The organism is Streptomyces sp. NPDC030838 (assembly GCF_055572035.1).
This window is the reverse complement of the sequence record NZ_JBVIED010000008.1, coordinates 306,737-322,148: the sequence shown is the minus strand read 5'-3', so window position 1 is coordinate 322,148 and position 15,412 is coordinate 306,737. Positions and strand designations below refer to the sequence as shown.

16 protein-coding genes are annotated in these 15,412 nt (G+C 72.1%); 13 read left to right on the top strand and 3 right to left on the bottom strand.

Going from position 1 to position 15,412, the window contains the following annotated elements:
* The first annotated feature begins 19 nt into the window (after positions 1 to 19).
* From ACZ42A_RS22520 to ACZ42A_RS22510, 3 genes are all read left to right on the top strand, one after another.
* A complete protein-coding gene (locus ACZ42A_RS22520) occupies positions 20 to 286 on the top strand; it encodes a DUF4190 domain-containing protein (protein WP_468529025.1) in 267 nt (88 codons plus the stop codon).
* 139 nt (positions 287 to 425) lie between these two features.
* Positions 426 to 1,589, top strand: a complete 1,164-nt coding sequence (locus ACZ42A_RS22515) for a cysteine desulfurase family protein (protein ID WP_468529024.1) — start codon at positions 426 to 428, stop codon at positions 1,587 to 1,589.
* A 288-nt stretch (positions 1,590 to 1,877) separates the two neighbouring features.
* A complete protein-coding gene (locus ACZ42A_RS22510; RefSeq protein ID WP_468529023.1) occupies positions 1,878 to 2,213 on the top strand; it encodes a GYD domain-containing protein in 336 nt (111 codons plus the stop codon).
* Between the two features lie 10 nt (positions 2,214 to 2,223).
* Here ACZ42A_RS22510 and ACZ42A_RS22505 read toward each other — a convergent pair whose 3' ends face one another.
* Complete coding sequence (locus ACZ42A_RS22505) at positions 2,224 to 2,886, bottom strand: N-acetylmuramoyl-L-alanine amidase (protein WP_468529022.1); 663 nt, start codon at positions 2,884 to 2,886, stop codon at positions 2,224 to 2,226.
* Between the two features lie 60 nt (positions 2,887 to 2,946).
* On the opposite strand from ACZ42A_RS22505, the gene mnmA reads away from it, so the two are divergent.
* Positions 2,947 to 4,077, top strand: coding sequence for a tRNA 2-thiouridine(34) synthase MnmA (gene mnmA / locus ACZ42A_RS22500; RefSeq protein ID WP_468529021.1), 1,131 nt, complete (start codon positions 2,947 to 2,949; stop codon positions 4,075 to 4,077).
* Between the two features lie 52 nt (positions 4,078 to 4,129).
* Here the strand turns inward: mnmA and ACZ42A_RS22495 are convergent, their stop codons facing one another.
* Together ACZ42A_RS22495 and ACZ42A_RS22490 are read right to left on the bottom strand one after the other, a co-directional pair.
* Complete coding sequence (locus ACZ42A_RS22495; RefSeq protein ID WP_468529070.1) at positions 4,130 to 4,915, bottom strand: alpha/beta fold hydrolase; 786 nt, start codon at positions 4,913 to 4,915, stop codon at positions 4,130 to 4,132.
* 53 nt (positions 4,916 to 4,968) lie between these two features.
* Positions 4,969 to 5,292, bottom strand: coding sequence for a DUF427 domain-containing protein (locus tag ACZ42A_RS22490; RefSeq protein WP_468529020.1), 324 nt, complete (start codon positions 5,290 to 5,292; stop codon positions 4,969 to 4,971).
* A gap of 51 nt (positions 5,293 to 5,343) precedes the next feature.
* Between ACZ42A_RS22490 and ACZ42A_RS22485 the strand changes: the two genes are divergently transcribed.
* From ACZ42A_RS22485 to ACZ42A_RS22445, 9 genes are all read left to right on the top strand, one after another.
* Complete coding sequence (locus ACZ42A_RS22485) at positions 5,344 to 5,883, top strand: LOG family protein (protein WP_468529019.1); 540 nt, start codon at positions 5,344 to 5,346, stop codon at positions 5,881 to 5,883.
* Positions 5,884 to 5,910: 27 nt separating this feature from the next.
* Complete coding sequence (locus tag ACZ42A_RS22480) at positions 5,911 to 6,600, top strand: SDR family oxidoreductase (protein ID WP_468529018.1); 690 nt, start codon at positions 5,911 to 5,913, stop codon at positions 6,598 to 6,600.
* Positions 6,597 to 6,998, top strand: coding sequence for a hypothetical protein (locus ACZ42A_RS22475; protein ID WP_468529017.1), 402 nt, complete (start codon positions 6,597 to 6,599; stop codon positions 6,996 to 6,998). The genes ACZ42A_RS22480 and ACZ42A_RS22475 overlap by 4 nt, the downstream gene beginning before the upstream one ends.
* Positions 6,999 to 7,411: 413 nt before the next feature.
* Positions 7,412 to 8,419: a methionine synthase gene (locus tag ACZ42A_RS22470; RefSeq protein ID WP_468529016.1), complete on the top strand. Its 1,008-nt coding sequence runs from the start codon at positions 7,412 to 7,414 to the stop codon at positions 8,417 to 8,419.
* 15 nt (positions 8,420 to 8,434) lie between these two features.
* The gene (ligA, locus tag ACZ42A_RS22465) at positions 8,435 to 10,627 is read left to right on the top strand and encodes an NAD-dependent DNA ligase LigA (RefSeq protein ID WP_468529015.1); all 2,193 of its coding nucleotides are present in this window, start codon (positions 8,435 to 8,437) and stop codon (positions 10,625 to 10,627) included.
* Positions 10,628 to 10,885: 258 nt separating this feature from the next.
* Positions 10,886 to 13,129: a putative bifunctional diguanylate cyclase/phosphodiesterase gene (locus ACZ42A_RS22460; RefSeq protein WP_468529014.1), complete on the top strand. Its 2,244-nt coding sequence runs from the start codon at positions 10,886 to 10,888 to the stop codon at positions 13,127 to 13,129.
* 243 nt (positions 13,130 to 13,372) lie between these two features.
* Entirely contained in the window at positions 13,373 to 13,669 is a 297-nt protein-coding gene (gene gatC, locus ACZ42A_RS22455) for an Asp-tRNA(Asn)/Glu-tRNA(Gln) amidotransferase subunit GatC (protein ID WP_004925108.1), read from the top strand.
* 6 nt (positions 13,670 to 13,675) lie between these two features.
* Positions 13,676 to 15,169 carry an Asp-tRNA(Asn)/Glu-tRNA(Gln) amidotransferase subunit GatA gene (gene gatA, locus ACZ42A_RS22450; protein ID WP_468529013.1) on the top strand — a complete coding sequence of 498 codons (1,494 nt, stop codon included), beginning with the start codon at positions 13,676 to 13,678 and terminating at the stop codon, positions 15,167 to 15,169.
* Positions 15,166 to 15,405, top strand: a complete 240-nt coding sequence (locus ACZ42A_RS22445) for a hypothetical protein (protein ID WP_073941070.1) — start codon at positions 15,166 to 15,168, stop codon at positions 15,403 to 15,405. Before gatA ends, ACZ42A_RS22445 begins: the two co-directional genes overlap by 4 nt.
* Positions 15,406 to 15,412: the final 7 nt, after the last annotated feature.

The following is a 15,412-nucleotide window of genomic DNA, read 5'->3' as shown; positions in this document are numbered from 1 at the left end:
CCGCCGGGAGCCGACCGACATGCACCTCACCGCACCGGCCACGCGCCGCATCGGCATCCACGACACCGACGGCATGGCCGTCGCGTCCTTCGTCCTCGGCCTCCTGGGCCTGCTCGTCCTCAACGTCTTCCTCGGTCCCATCGCCATCGCCCTGGCGAGCATCGCCCTGTGGCGCGGGACCAACCGCCGCGGGCGCGCCGCCCTCGGCCTCGGCCTCGGCGTCGCGGACCTGGTGGTGCTGGCGGCGTTCATGCAGGCGGACAACACGATCTCGTGGAGCTTCTGAGCTTCTGGGCCTCTGAGCTTCCGGGCCTGTGAGCCGCTGGGCTTCGAGCCTCTGAGCCGGACCGCGCCGGCCGTCGGCCACCTTGGCCGACCGGGCGTCTGAAGCCCGTGGGGGAGCGCGCCGTAGAATCGGCCTCACCATGGCATACCTCGACCACGCCGCGACCACCCCCATGCTCCCGGAGGCGGCGGAGGCACTCACCGCCCACCTGGGCGTCACGGGCAACGCCTCCTCCCTGCACGCGTCGGGCCGGCAGGCGCGCCGTACCGTCGAGGAAGCCCGCGAAACCCTCGCCGAGGCCCTGGGCGCCCGCCCCAGCGAGGTGGTCTTCACCTCCGGCGGCACCGAGGCGGACAACCTCGCCGTCAAGGGCCTGTACTGGGCGCGGCGGTCCGCCGACCCCGCCCGCACCCGCATCCTCGCCAGCCCCGTCGAGCACCACGCGGTCCTCGACGCGGTGCACTGGCTCGGCGAACACGAGGGCGCCACGGTCGAGTACCTCCCGGTGGACGCCTACGGCCGGGTCCACGCGGACGCCCTGCGCGAGGCCATCGCCCGCGACCCCGACGACGTCGCCCTCGCCACCGTGATGTGGGCGAACAACGAGATCGGCACCGTCATGCCGGTCCGCGAACTCGCCGAGGCCGCCGCCGAGTTCGGTGTCCCGCTGCACGCCGACGCGGTGCAGGCGGTCGGTCAGCTCCCGGTCGACTTCGCCGCCTCCGGCCTCGCCGCGATGACGGTGTCCGGCCACAAGATCGGCGGCCCGTACGGCATCGGCGCGCTGCTGCTGGGCCGGGAGTACAGCCCCGTTCCCGTGTTGCACGGCGGCGGCCAGGAGCGGCACGTGCGCTCCGGCACCCTCGACGTTCCCGCGATCGCCGCCTTCGCCGTGGCCGCCCGGCACGCCGGCGAGCACCGCGAGCGCTTCGCCCGGGAGATCGGAGCCCTGCGCGACGACCTGGTCACCGCGGTCCGTACGGCCGTCCCGGACGCGATCCTCGGCGGCGACCCCGTCGACCGGCTCCCGGCCAACGCCCACTTCACGTTCCCCGGCTGCGAGGGCGATTCGCTGCTGCTGCTCCTGGACGCCCAGGGCATCGAGTGCTCCACCGGCTCCGCCTGCACGGCGGGCGTCGCCCAGCCCAGCCATGTCCTGCTCGCCACGGGCGCCGACCCCGACCTGGCCCGGGGCACGCTGCGCTTCTCGCTCGGCCACACCTCGACCGCGGCGGATGTGGAGGCGGTCGCCAAGGCCATCGGGCCGGCGGTGGAGAGGGCGCGGGCGGCGGGGCTGACGTAGGCCCCCGGGCCGCAGGCGCAGCAAAACGACCTATGAGACGGGTTCCCTTCGCCGGTATGACCCGGATCAGGTGGCTAGGGGTCGCCTTCCAGTCTTGCGACTTTCGGGCCTCTCAGCGCGACCGTCGACGTCGGCCTCAGCGGAAGCCGTAGCTTCTCGCCAAAGTCGGCTACTCCGGTCGAGCTCCCTCACTCGTCCCATAGGCCTACTTCAATAATAGAACGTCCGGCTCCAGATGGAAGAGTCTGTATAGACATTTTTTCCCCGGTTCATCCGGATTGAGCGGGAATGAGTGAGGCTGTCATGGCGAAGTACCTCTTCAAGGTCAGACTGACCGTCGATGGGCTGAAGGGCCTGCTCAAGGAAGGCGCCGGCGCGCGTCGCGAGGTCGTCGAGCGCATGGTGCAGGGCCTCGGGGGCAGCGTGGAGTCGATGTACTGGGCGTTCGGCGAGGACGACGTGTACCTCACCGTGGACCTGCCGGACAACGTCGCCGCCGCGGCCATCGGCCTGGTCACCTCGGCCGCCGGGGGTGTCCGGACCAACACCGTCGTCCTGCTGTCGGCCGACCAGGTCGACGAGGCCGCCCGCAGGACGGTCGACTACCGCGCGCCCGGCGCCTGACCGACCGGGGTCAGGCCGTCGCCGTACGCGCCGCGCGCACCAGCCGCAGATACCGGTCCCAGTCCCAGTGCGGCCCCGGATCCGTGTGATCGGTCCCCGGCACCTCCACGTGCCCGATGATGTGCTCGCGGTCGACCGGGATGTCGTACTGCCGGCAGACCCCCGCCGTCAGGCGGGCCGACGCGGCGTACATCGCGTCCGTGAAGTCCTGCGGGCGATCGACGAAACCGGCGTGCTCGATGCCGATGCTGCGCTCGTTGTAGTCCCGGTTGCCCGCGTGATACGCCACGTCCAGCTCGCGGATCATCTGGGTGACCCGGCCGTCCTGGCCCACGATGTAGTGCGACGCTGCGCCGTGCCCCGGATCCTGGAACACCTTCACCGCGCTGTCGAAGCTGCCCTGGGTGACATGGACGATCACCATGTCTATCGAGTAGTCGTCCGGCCGGTCCGCCCACCGGAAGTTGGCCGAGGAGGCCGCCACCCAGCGCGCGCCCCGGTAGTCGACCGCGCCCTCCACCCGGGGCTTCTCCACGCCCGGCACCTGCCACCACAACCGCGACAGCTCCTCGCGCGCCAGCACGGCGCCCGTGCCGAGCACGGCCGCCGCCCCGCCGACGATCAGCGAGCGCCGCCCGATCCGCCGGCCCGAGCCGTCCTTCGTCTCCTCCATGTGATCCAGAACGGATACTCGCGGGCTCCGGTTCCCGCGCCCCCGTACTCTGGAGGGGTTATGACTGACACCCCGCAGCGCTCCCGCCCGCTCCGCGTCCTCGCCGCCATGTCCGGCGGTGTCGACTCCGCCGTCGCCGCCGCCCGTGCGGCCGAGGCAGGCCACGACGTGACCGGCGTCCACCTCGCGCTCTCCGCGAACCCGCAATCGTTCCGTACCGGCGCGCGGGGCTGTTGCACCATCGAGGACTCCCGGGACGCCCGCCGCGCGGCGGACGTCATCGGCATCCCGTTCTACGTCTGGGACCTCGCCGACCGCTTCCGCGAGGACGTCGTGGAGGACTTCGTCGCCGAGTACGAGGCGGGCCGCACCCCCAACCCGTGCCTGCGCTGCAACGAGAAGATCAAGTTCGCCGCGCTGCTGGACAAGGCGCTGGCCCTCGGCTTCGACGCGGTCTGCACCGGCCACTACGCGAAGGTGATCGTCCGCGAGGACGGCACCCGCGAGCTGCACCGCGCCTCCGACATGGCCAAGGACCAGTCGTACGTCCTCGGCGTCCTGGACGACAAGCAGCTGGCGCACGCGATGTTCCCGCTCGGCGACACGGTCACGACGAAGGACGAGATCCGCGCGGAGGCCGAGCGGCGAGGGCTGGCGGTCGCCAAGAAGCCCGACTCCCACGACATCTGCTTCATCGCCGACGGCGACACCCAGGGCTTCCTCGCCCGCCGGCTCGGCAAGGCCGAGGGCGACATCGTCGACGAGGCCGGCAACAAGCTCGGCACCCACGAGGGCGCCTACGGCTTCACCATCGGCCAGCGCAAGGGCCTGCGGATCGGCACCCCCGCCGCCGACGGCAAGCCGCGCTACGTCCTCGACATCTCGCCGGTGAACAACACCGTCACGGTGGGCCCGGCGGACGCCCTGGACGTCTCCTCCCTCACCGCGATCAAGCCCCGCTGGTGCGGCGTGGCCCCCACCGGCCCCGGCACCTACACGGCCCAGCTGCGCGCCCACGGCGGCGAGACCGAGGTGACCGCGGAACTGGTCGACGGCGAGCTGCGCGTGCACTTCGCCGAGCCGGTCCGCGGGGTCGCCCCCGGCCAGGCGATCGTGCTGTACGACGGGACCCGCGTGGTCGGCTCGGCGACGATCGCGACGACGGTACGGGCGACGGCCGAGGTGGCCTGAGACGGCTCCGCGCGGTCACCCGCTTCTCCGCGCTGGCACTTTCCCCTCGCGGTCACCCGGTGGCGAAGAACTCCGCCAGCACCGGCCCGAGCACCTGCGGGTCCACCATGTGCGTCTGGCCCTCCAGGGCGCGATACGTGCCTTGGGGCGCCGCCTCCGCGACCGCTCGCACCGCCTCGCGCAGCCAGGCGGGGCTCTCCGCGCCGGCGACGGCCAGCACGGGCACGGAGACCGCGGCGAGGCGCTCGCGGGGCACCAGACCGTCGCCCATCACCGCGTCGTCGTAGGCGAGGCTCGGGGCGATCGCCTCCATCTCCTGCCACATCGGGGACTGCCGCGCGCCCGCGATCATCTCCGGCTCCATGCCGGTGAGCCGCAGGAACAGCTCCACGGCATCCCCGCGCCGCCCCTCGGCGAGCGCCCGCGTCAAGTGCTCGGTGTAGTCGGCGCGTTCCCTCGCGCCGCCCGGGGCGAAGTCGGCGTACGGCGTCTCGTACACCGCGACCCGGCGCACCGGCAGTCCGCTCGCCGCCGCCTCGAGGGCCAGCGCGCCGCCCGAGGACATGCCGTACAGCGACGCCTCGCCGCCCACCGCCTCGATCAGCGCCGCCAGGTCCTCGACCTCGCGGGCCACCGTGTACGGCGTCGTGTCGCCGCTCGCGCCGCGGCCCCGGCGGTCGTACACCACCGCGTCGAAGCGGTCCCTCAGGACGGCGGCCAGCGGCGCCACCGTGGCGCCCGCCGACATGGCCCCGCTGATCAGGACGACCGCGGGGCCCTCACCGGTGCGCTGGTACGCGATCGGCGTGCCGTCGCGCGAGATGGTCTCCTTGTCCATGCCCATGGAGACTGCCATGGGACACGGCACTCATCGGCTCACAACACTTCGGGTCACGTCACTTCGACGTCGTAGAAGCAGAGGTGGCCCTTGATCGCGGCGACGTCCGGCTTGGGGTCCGGGTAGGCCCAGACGAGGTCGGCCGCGTCCGGCAGTGACCAGTAGGAGGCGGTCCCCTTGAAGGGGCAGTAGGTGTGGGTGTCGGACGGGGTCAGGAGATCGAGCCGGACGTCCTCGGCGGGGAGGTAGTACCGCACCGGACAGCCGGTCTCCCGCAGCACCAGGGGCCGGTCGCTCTCCGCGAGCACCTGCCCGTCGTGCACGACCCGGACCCGCTGGGTGCCCTGCTCGATGGTGATCGTGTGTCCTTCTGCCATACCCGGACAGCGCGTGCGGGACGCCGGTTGTTCCCCCGTACCGTGGAGTCCATGAACATCTGCGTCTTCCTCTCCGCCGCCGACCTCGACGACCGTTACACGCGCCCCGCGCGGGAGTTCGCGAAGCTCCTGGGCAAGGGCGGGCACACGCTCGTCTGGGGCGGCTCCGACGTCGGCCTGATGAAGGTCGTCGCGGACGGCGTGCAGGAGGCGGGCGGCCGGCTCGTCGGGGTCTCCGTCGACTTCCTTGCGGCGAAGGCCCGCGCGGGCGCCGACGAGATGGTGATCGCCCGGGACCTCGCCGAGCGCAAGCGGCTGCTGCTGGAGAAGTCGGACGCCGTGGTGATCATGGTGGGCGGCACCGGGACGCTGGACGAGGCGACCGAGATCCTGGAGCTGAAGAAGCACGGCAAGACGGACAAGCCGGTGGTCCTGCTCAACACCGCGGGCTTCTACGACGGCCTGAAGGAGCAGTTCCGGCGCATGGAGGACGAGGGCTTCCTGCCCTGCCCGCTGACCGAGCTGGTGTTCTTCGCGGAGGAGCCGGTGGGGGCGCTGGCCTACCTGGAGGAGAGCCGCGGAGTGGAGTGACCTCTCACTGATGCGAGCATGGCGGGCATGGCTACACATGTGATCACCGGAGCGGGTTCCGGCATCGGCGCGGCCGTCGCCCGCCGTCTGCACGCGCGCGGGGACGAACTCGTGCTGCACGCGCGCGACGCGGGCCGGGCGAAGGAACTGGCGGCCGAGTTCCCCGGCGCGCGCACCCTCGTCGGCGACCTCTCCGACCCCGACAAGCTCAGCTGGGCCTTCTCCCACCAGACGCTCCCGGACCGGGTGGACTCGCTCCTGCACATCGCGGGCGTGGTCGACCTGGGCCCGGTCGGCGACCTGACCCCGAAGTCCTGGCGCCACCAGCTCAACGTGAACCTGATCGCGCCCGCCGAGCTGACCCGCCACTTCCTGCCCCAGCTGCGCGCCACCCGCGGCCACGTCGTCTTCGTCAACTCCGGCGCCGGCCTCAACGCCCACGCCGACTGGTCCGCCTACGCCGCCTCCAAGCACGGCCTGAAGGCTCTCGCCGACTCCCTGCGCCACGAGGAACACGCCAACGGCATCCGGGTCACCTCGGTCTACCCCGGCCGCACAGCCAGCCCCATGCAGGCCAAGGTCCACCAGCAGGAGGGCAAGGACTACGACGCGTCCAAGTGGATCGCCCCCGACTCGGTCGCCACGACCATCCTGATGGCCCTGGATCTGCCGCGGGACGCGGAGGTCAATGATCTGACGGTGCGGCCGGGGCGGTGAACCCGTGGTGGGGGGACGACGCGGCGAGCGGTGACGAGATCCGGGGCTGGCCGGCGGAGGCGTGGGACCGCGCGGAGGCCGCCTTGATCCTCGCGGGCGGCGACGACGGGGGACCGCTCGCGGACCGCAAGGTCCTCGGCGAGGTCTTCGACGCGACCGGCCTGGCGGAACTCAGAGCGCTCACCACCACCGGCGTCTTCCTGGACGACATCTGCCGCTGCTTCGGCAGCCTGACCGTCGCCCTGCTGGACGCCGAGGGAGAGTTCGTCGGCAGCGGTAGCTGGCACGGCCGCAGCGACATCGCCTGGGAGCGCGGCCGCTTCCGGAACAACCTCCAGGTCGCCGACCCGGATCGGCTGCGTGCCTTGCTGGCGGGATACGGCGTGCCGGAGTACTGAGGCCTCCGCCGTGGCGGCTACGCCGCTCGCAGCGCCCTCAGGAGGCGGGACGACGCCCCCTCCCCGGTCGTCCGTCGCCCCACCGCCCGTGCAGCGGACCTACCCAGCCCGTCCGGCGTTTGAGGACGAGGCCCGTTCAGGGCCGAAGGGGGTCTGGGGCGCAGCCCCAGTGGGGGTGTGGGGCGGAGCCCGGGCGTGGAGCTGGATGCAGTGGCTGTGTGTGTTGGGGGGCGGGGCGGAGAGCCCCCGGTGTGGGCCTGGGCCCAGCGCCCGTGGGGGTGCAGGGGGCGGAGCCCCCGCCGGGGGGCTGGGGGCGTGCCCCCAGCGGGGGTCCGGGGCGGCGCCCCGGGACGGGACGGGTAGGGGCGGCGGGGGCGGAAAACGCCCTGCCGCCGGAGGCATAGGCTTCCCGGGTGAGTGAAAACAGCCAGTTCACCCTCGGCCCCGCCACCGGCGTCGGGTCCCTGCCCGGCGACGACGCCCGGGAGGCCGCCAAGACCGTCACCGGCTCCTTCGAGGACTTCCCGTTCCTGGCCGAACTGCCCGCCCGCGGCCCCGGCGCGGACATGATCGGCCGTACCGCCGGCATGCTCGTCGAGCTGTACGCGCGCGTGGAGCCCAGCGGCTGGCGCATCGGCGACCGCCCGGGCCGGGACACCAGGCGCGCCCGCTCCTGGCTCGGCGAGGACCTGGACGCCCTGGAGGAGTTCACCCAGGGCTACGAGGGGCCGCTGAAGGTGCAGGCCGTCGGCCCCTGGACGCTCGCCGCCGCGCTGGAGCTGAGGAACGGCGAGGCCGCCCTCTCCGACCCCGGCGCCTGCCGCGACCTCGCCGCCTCGCTCGCCGAGGGCCTGCGCCTCCACCTCGACGAGGTCCGCCGCCGCATCCCCGGCGCGCGCCTCGTGCTCCAGCTCGACGAGCCGTCCCTCACCGCCGTCCTGCGCGGCCAGGTGAACACCGCCAGCGGCTACCGCACCCACCGCGCCGTCGACCGCCAGCTCGTCGAGGCCACCCTGCGGGATGTGATCGGCGTGCAGGAGGGCGGTCCGGTCGTGGTCCACTCCTGCGCCCCGGACGTGCCCTTCGCCCTGCTGCGCCGGGCCGGTGCGGCGGCGGTCTCGTTCGACTTCTCCCTGCTCACCGAGCGTGACGACGAGGCGATCGGCGAAGCGGTGGAGGGCGGCACCCGGCTCTTCGCCGGTGTCGTCCCGAGCACGGACGGCCGATTGTCAGACCCTGCCGGTAGCGTCATGGGTGTCAGGACGCTGTGGCGCAGGCTGGGGCTGTCACCGGGGCTTCTCGCGGAGGCGGTCACGGTCACGCCGACGTGCGGACTCGCGGGCGCTTCCCCCGAGTACGCGCGCAAGGCCCTCGCCCACTGCGTCCGGGCGGCGAGATCCCTCGCGGACAACCCTGAGTAACGGGAGGACAACACGGTGGCCGGCGACAAGCAAGCGGAGAGCACGGTGCCCACCGAGGCACGGGAGAGGCACGCGCAGCTCGCTGAGCAGATCGAGGAGCACCGCTTCCGGTACTACGTGAAGGACGCTCCCGTCATCAGCGACGCGGAGTTCGACCAGCTCCTGCGCACGCTGGAGGCCCTGGAGGACGAGCACCCGGAGCTGCGCACCCCGGACTCCCCGACCCAGAAGGTCGCGGGGGCGTACGCGACGGAGTTCACCTCCGTCGAGCACCGCCAGCGCATGCTGTCGCTGGACAACGCCTTCGACGACCTGGAGCTGGCGGCCTGGGCCGAGCGCGTCCACAAGGACGTCGGAAGCGCCCCGCACCACTTCCTGTGCGAGCTGAAGGTCGACGGCCTCGCCGTGAACCTCACCTACGAGCACGGCCGCCTCACCCGCGCGGCCACCCGCGGCGACGGCCGCACCGGCGAGGACATCACGCCGAACGTGCGGACGATCACGGAGATCCCGGACCGCCTCAAGGGCGACCGCGTCCCGGACCTGGTGGAGATCCGCGGCGAGGTCTACTTCCCGATGGAGAAGTTCGAGGAGCTGAACGCCCGTCTGGTCGCAGCCGGCGACAAGCCCTTCGCCAACCCGCGCAACGCAGCCGCCGGTTCGCTGCGCCAGAAGGACCCCCGCGTCACCGCCACCCGCCCGCTCCACATGGTGGTGCACGGCATCGGTGCCCTGGAGGGCTTCGACGGCCTGACCCGCCTGTCCGAGGCCTACGACCTGCTGCGCGCCTGGGGCCTGCCCACCTCCCGGCACAACAAGGTGGTCGACGACCTCGACGGCGTACGGGAGTTCATCGCGTACTACGGCGAGAACCGCCACTCCGTGGAGCACGAGATCGACGGCGTCGTCGTCAAGCTCGACGAGATCCCGCTCCAGGGCCGGCTGGGCTCCACCTCCCGCGCGCCCCGCTGGGCGATCGCGTACAAGTACGCGCCGGAGGAGGTCAACACCAAGCTGGTCAACATCCGCGTGGGCGTCGGCCGTACGGGTCGCGTGACGCCGTACGCGCAGGTCGAGCCGGTGACGGTCGCCGGCTCGGAGGTCGAGTTCGCCACCCTGCACAACCAGGACGTGGTGAAGGCCAAGGGCGTCCTCATCGGGGACACGGTGGTGCTGCGCAAGGCCGGTGACGTCATCCCGGAGATCCTGGGACCGGTCGTCGACCTGCGGGACGGCACCGAACGCGAGTTCGTGATGCCGGCCGAGTGCCCGGAGTGCGGCACGCCGCTGCGGCCGATGAAGGAGGGCGACGTCGATCTGCGCTGTCCGAACTCACGTACGTGCCCCGCACAGTTGCGTGAACGCCTGTTCTATCTGGCCGGGCGCAAGGCGCTGGACATCGAGCACTTCGGCTATGTCGCCGCCGCCGCGCTCACCAAGCCGCTGGAGCCCGAGGACCCGCCGCTGAAGGACGAGGGCGATCTGTTCGACCTCACCGTGGAGCGGCTGCTGCCCATCAAGGCGTACGTCCTCGACCAGGACAGCGGTCTGCCGAAGCGGGACCCGAAGACCGGCGAGGAGAAGATCGTCACGGTCTTCGCCAACCAGCAGGGCGAGCCCAAGAAGAACGCGCTTGCCATGCTGAAGAACATCGAGGCCGCCAAGCAGCGCCCGCTCGCCCGCATCCTCACCGGCCTGTCGATCCGTCACGTCGGTCCGGTCGCCGCCGAGGCGCTGGCGCGCGAGTTCCGCTCCATCGATCGGATCGAACAGGCGACCGAGGAGGAGCTGGCGGGCACCGAGGGTGTCGGGCCGATCATCGCGGCCTCGCTCAAGGAGTGGTTCGCCGAGGAGTGGCACCAGGAGATCCTGCGCAAGTGGCGGGCGGCCGGCGTCCGTATGGAGGAGGAGCGCACCGGCGATGAGGAGGGGCCGCGCCCCCTGGAGGGCCTGACCGTGGTCGTCACCGGCACGCTCGAACACTTCACCCGCGACGGCGCCAAGGACGCCCTGCAGAGCCGGGGCGCCAAGGTGACCGGTTCCGTCTCGAAGAAGACGTCATTCGTCGTTGTGGGTGACAACCCGGGGTCGAAATATGACAAGGCGATGCAGCTCAAGGTGCCGGTTCTGAACGAGGACGGCTTCAACGTCCTGCTGGAACAAGGGCCTGAGGCCGCGTCGGAGGCCGCTCTCCCGGTCGAGGAGTAGCGGTTGAAGGCCACCCGATCGGCGCATATCAGATGCATACGGGCGGCTGGGGCGCATTCGGGCAACCGTCGGCGACCGCTGCCCGTGGAAGCCTTCTGCGGCCTACTGTTGAGATGTGCGCCTGCCGTGCCCAGCTGCGGTTGGGGCATCCCCTGCTCTTGACGGGCACGGGGAAGGGTTTTCCAACGCGGCGCCGCTGAAGGTTGTCGGGCATCGGGCCGCGAGGCGTGGGCACCGCCGGCTGTGAGAGGGACGGGAATGGAACCGACCGAGAGCGCCGCCCCGGATTCACGGCTGCGCCGGTTGGCCGGCGTCTGGCGAGGGGGCCGCCGGCCGGCCCGGAACGCGGGTACGCGGGAGCGGGCCCCGGGAGCGTCCGCGGTCGCGGACGGCCCCGGCACCGCACCCCTGACCGCCGGGCGCGGCACCGGGCTGCCGGAAGCCGAGGGCGAACGGCACCTGTCGTGGCCCGCGCTGCCCGCGGCCGTCGTCGCCGCCGCCGGGTTCGCGCTCGGCGCCGGCTTTCTGCGGGCCTTCACCGGCCATCACGCGCTCTTCCCGTCCGGCACGGCCGGCTGGTCGCTGGCCGTGCTGACCGGCATCATCGTCGGCCACCTGGTCATGCTCGGCCGCGCCCGCTGGTGGGGCGGCACCGGCTCCGGCGCCGCCCTCACCCTCGCCGTGCTGCTGCTCTACGGCTGGGTGTCGGCCGGCATGGTCAGCCTCACCGTGGTCGTACTGGTCGGCATAGCCCGGCGCCACCGCTGGCGGCAGGGCGTCCTGCACGGCGCGGTGGACATCCTCGGCATCGGCGCCGGCGCCCTGGTGCTCGCCGCCTTCGGCCGGGTGCCGTCCGTCGAGGATCCCTGGAACCCCGACTCCTGGACGCTCTACACCGCCCCCGAGGTGGTGCTGGTCGCGGCCGCGTACCTCCTGATGACCCGCATCCTGCTGTGGTACCTGCACGCGCCCCGCACCGGCGGCCTGCCCACCGTCGCCCGCACCGCCCTGGTCAGACAGGGCCTGGTCGCGATCGCGCTGCTCGGCATCGCGCCGCTGGTCTGTGTGGTCGCCGTCGCCAAGCCGATCCTGCTGCCGCTGTTCTCCATCCCGCTCATCGCCCTCGACTCCACCCTGTGGATAGCCCGGGCCCGGGCCGAGGAGCAACTGCGCGATCCGCTCACCGGGCTGCCCAACCGGCAGTGGCTGCTGGAGCGCATCTGGACCGCCCTCGACGACGCCGAGCGCATCGGCGCCCGCGCCGCCCTGATGCTGATCGACCTCGACCGTTTCCGATCGGTCAACGACACCCTGGGCCATCTGGCCGGTGACCGGCTGCTGCTGCAGACCGCCGACCGGCTGCGGCTGGCCCTGCCGCGCGGCGCGGAGGTCGCCCGGCTGGGCGGCGACGAGTTCGCCGTCTTACTGCCGGTCGCCGACTCCACGACCTCCGCGACCCGGATCGCCCGCGGCCTGGTGGCCGCGCTCAGCTCCCCGCTCGACCTCGACGGGCTCACCCTGGTCCTGGAGGCCAGCGCCGGCGTCGCGGTCTTCCCCGACCACGCGCTCGACGCGGAGGGCATGCTCCGCCGCGCGGACGTGGCGATGTACCAGGCGAAGCGGGACCGCACCGGCGTCGAGGTCTACGAGTCCAAGCGCGACTCGAACACCCCCGACCGGCTCGGGCTCCTCGCCGACCTGCGCCGGGCGCTGGACGCCCACGAGGTGCAGCTGCACTACCAGCCGAAGGTCCGCTTCGACGGCCAGGTGGCCGGCCTGGAGGCGCTGGTGCGCTGGGTGCACCCGGAGCGGGGCAAGGTGCCGCCGGACGAGTTCATAGCGATCGCCGAGTCCTCCGGGCTGATGCCCCACCTCACCGAGTACGTGCTGGAGACCGCGCTCGGCCAGGTCGCCGAGTGGCGCTCCCAGGGTCTGTTCGTCCCGGTCGCCGTCAACGTCTCCCCACGCGACGTCCACACCCCCGGCTTCGCCGGCTCCGTCGCCGCCCGCCTGGCCCGCCACGGCGTCCCGGCCGGGGCGCTCCAGCTGGAGATCACGGAACACGTCCTCCTGGAGGACCCGCAGCGCGCCGCCGACACCCTCGCCGGCCTCACCGGCCACGGCGTGAAGATGTCCCTGGACGACTTCGGCACGGGCTACTCCTCCCTGGTCCATCTGCGGCGCCTCCCGGTCAGCGAACTGAAGATCGACCGCTCTTTCGTGGCCCGTCTCGCCGTGGACACCGAGGACGCGGAGATCGTGCGCTGCACGGTGGATCTCGCGCACTCCCTGGGGCTGCTGGTGGTGGCCGAGGGCGTCGAGGACGACGAGACCTGGGAACGCCTGCGGGACCTGGGCTGCGACGCCGTACAGGGCTGGCTGGTCGCCGCGGCGATGCCTCCCGAGGAGACCACGGCGTGGCTGCGGGCCCGGGGTTCCCGGGGCTGGCAGCGGCCCTCCCGCGCGGCTGCGGCATTGCCTGCGGCGGCGGCGGAGGAGTAGCGGCCAGGGGCAGTGCCGGGTTCGGTCGTCGGCCGGGTGCGGGTCGGTTGTGGCTGGTCGCGCCCACGCGGCGGAGCCGCATATCGATACAGCCCCGCCCCCCTAGGTCGGTCCCCGTGCCGTTGGCTCACCAGTGCGCCCGGCGCCTCCGTGCGCCGGTCGCGGCAAACCGTTTCACGGGCATGGGGCGGCGCCCCATAGGATTGGGCCAAAACACTCACACTCACCCCAGAGGATCGCTGCATGCCTGGCATCACGCGCGAGGAGGTCGCCCACCTCGCCCGGCTGGCGCGTCTGGAGCTGAAGCCCGAAGAGCTCGACCACTTCGCGGGACAGCTGGACGACATCATCGGCGCGGTCGCCCGCGTCAGCGAGGTCGCCGACCAAGACGTACCGCCGACCTCGCACCCGCTCCCGCTGACGAACGTCATGCGCCCGGACGAGGTCCGCCCGTCGCTCACCCCCGAGCAGGCGCTCTCCGGCGCCCCGGCCCAGGAGCAGCAGCGTTTCAAGGTGCCGCAGATCCTGGGGGAGGAGTAATCCGCCATGACGGACATCATCAAGCTCACCGCGGCCGAGATCGCCGCGAAGATCGCTTCCGGCGAGCTGACCGCCGTCGAGGTCACCGAGGCGCACCTGGCCCGGATCGAGGCCGTCGACGAGAAGGTGCACGCCTTCCTGCACATCGACCGTGAGGGCGCCCTCGCGCAGGCCCGCGCCGTCGACGAGAAGCGGGAGCGCGGCGAGAAGCTCGGCCCGCTGGCCGGCGTCCCCCTCGCGCTGAAGGACATCTTCACCACCGAGGGCGTGCCCACGACCGTCGGCTCGAAGATCCTCGAGGGCTGGATCCCGCCGTACGACGCGACGGTGACCCGGAAGCTGAAGGCCGCCGACGTCGTCATCCTCGGCAAGACCAACATGGACGAGTTCGCCATGGGGTCCTCCACCGAGAACAGCGCCTACGGGCCGACCGGCAACCCCTGGGACCTCACCAAGATCCCCGGCGGTTCGGGTGGCGGTTCCTCCGCCGCGCTCGCCTCCTTCCAGGCGCCGCTCGCCATCGGCACCGACACCGGCGGCTCCATCCGTCAGCCGGCCGCCGTCACCGGCACGGTCGGCGTGAAGCCGACGTACGGTGCGGTCTCCCGCTACGGCATGGTCGCCTTCTCGTCCTCCCTCGACCAGGGCGGGCCCTGTGCCCGTACGGTCCTGGACGCGGCGCTGCTGCACGAGGTCATCGCCGGTCACGACCCGATGGACTCCACCTCCATCGACGCCCCGGTCCCGCCGGTCGTCGAGGCCGCCCGCAACGGCAGCGTGCGGGGCATGCGCGTCGGCGTGGTCAAGCAGTTCCGCGGCGAGGGCTACCAGGCCGGCGTCATCCAGCGCTTCGACGAGTCCGTCGAGCTGCTGAGGGAACTGGGCGCCGAGATCGTCGAGCTGGACTGCCCGTCCTTCGACCTCGCCCTGTCGGCGTACTACCTGATCGCCCCGAGCGAGTGCTCCAGCAACCTCGCGCGCTTCGACGGCCTGCGCTACGGCCTGCGGACCGGCGACGACGGCGCGCACTCCGCCGAGGAGGTCACCTCCCTCACCCGTGAGGCGGGCTTCGGCCCCGAGGTCAAGCGCCGCATCATGCTCGGCACCTACGCGCTCAGCTCCGGCTACTACGACGCGTACTACGGCAGCGCCCAGAAGGTCCGTACGCTCATCAAGCAGGACTTCGACAAGGCGTTCGAGCAGGTCGACGTGATCGTCTCCCCGACGACCCCGACCACCGCCTTCCCGATCGGCGAGCGCGCCGACGACCCGATGGCGATGTACCTCGCGGACCTGTGCACCATCCCGACCAACCTGGCGGGCAACGCGGCCATGTCGCTGCCCTGCGGTCTCGCCCCGGAGGACAACCTCCCGGTCGGCCTGCAGATCATCGCCCCGGTGATGAAGGACGAGCGCCTGTACAAGGTCGGCGCCGCCGTCGAGGCCGCCTTCGTGGAAAAGTGGGGCCACCCGCTCCTGGAGGAGGCTCCGTCGCTGTGAGTGCACTGTCCAAGGCCAAGGGCTTCAAGAAGTCCCGTTCCGGTCTGTACATCTCGATGGCCACGTCGGCGTTCGGCGCCGTCGGTGTCTACAAGCAGATCAAGAAGGCCCGTGGCGAGAACGACACGCTGCGGCTGCTCGACGCCGTGGTGACCGGCGCCGCGGTCGTCACCAACCTCGCCATTCTCTACCGCGAGCTGAAGCGGCTGGGCGACGACGACGTCCTGCTGGGCTGAGAGGGAA

What these genes read in the sequence shown, in the direction of transcription:
- ACZ42A_RS22510 (WP_468529023.1), top strand. Translation starts at nt 1,878, where the DNA reads ATGAGTGAGGCTGTCATGGCGAAGTACCTCTTCAAGGTCAGACTGACC.
- gatC (WP_004925108.1), top strand. Translation starts at nt 13,373, where the DNA reads ATGCCTGGCATCACGCGCGAGGAGGTCGCCCACCTCGCCCGGCTGGCG.
- ACZ42A_RS22460 (WP_468529014.1), top strand. Translation starts at nt 10,886, where the DNA reads ATGGAACCGACCGAGAGCGCCGCCCCGGATTCACGGCTGCGCCGGTTG.
- ACZ42A_RS22490 (WP_468529020.1), bottom strand. Translation starts at nt 5,292, where the DNA reads ATGGCAGAAGGACACACGATCACCATCGAGCAGGGCACCCAGCGGGTC.
- ACZ42A_RS22495 (WP_468529070.1), bottom strand. Translation starts at nt 4,915, where the DNA reads ATGGACAAGGAGACCATCTCGCGCGACGGCACGCCGATCGCGTACCAG.
- gatA (WP_468529013.1), top strand. Translation starts at nt 13,676, where the DNA reads ATGACGGACATCATCAAGCTCACCGCGGCCGAGATCGCCGCGAAGATC.
- ACZ42A_RS22515 (WP_468529024.1), top strand. Translation starts at nt 426, where the DNA reads ATGGCATACCTCGACCACGCCGCGACCACCCCCATGCTCCCGGAGGCG.
- ACZ42A_RS22480 (WP_468529018.1), top strand. Translation starts at nt 5,911, where the DNA reads ATGGCTACACATGTGATCACCGGAGCGGGTTCCGGCATCGGCGCGGCC.
- ACZ42A_RS22485 (WP_468529019.1), top strand. Translation starts at nt 5,344, where the DNA reads ATGAACATCTGCGTCTTCCTCTCCGCCGCCGACCTCGACGACCGTTAC.
- mnmA (WP_468529021.1), top strand. Translation starts at nt 2,947, where the DNA reads ATGACTGACACCCCGCAGCGCTCCCGCCCGCTCCGCGTCCTCGCCGCC.
- ACZ42A_RS22505 (WP_468529022.1), bottom strand. Translation starts at nt 2,886, where the DNA reads ATGGAGGAGACGAAGGACGGCTCGGGCCGGCGGATCGGGCGGCGCTCG.
- ACZ42A_RS22520 (WP_468529025.1), top strand. Translation starts at nt 20, where the DNA reads ATGCACCTCACCGCACCGGCCACGCGCCGCATCGGCATCCACGACACC.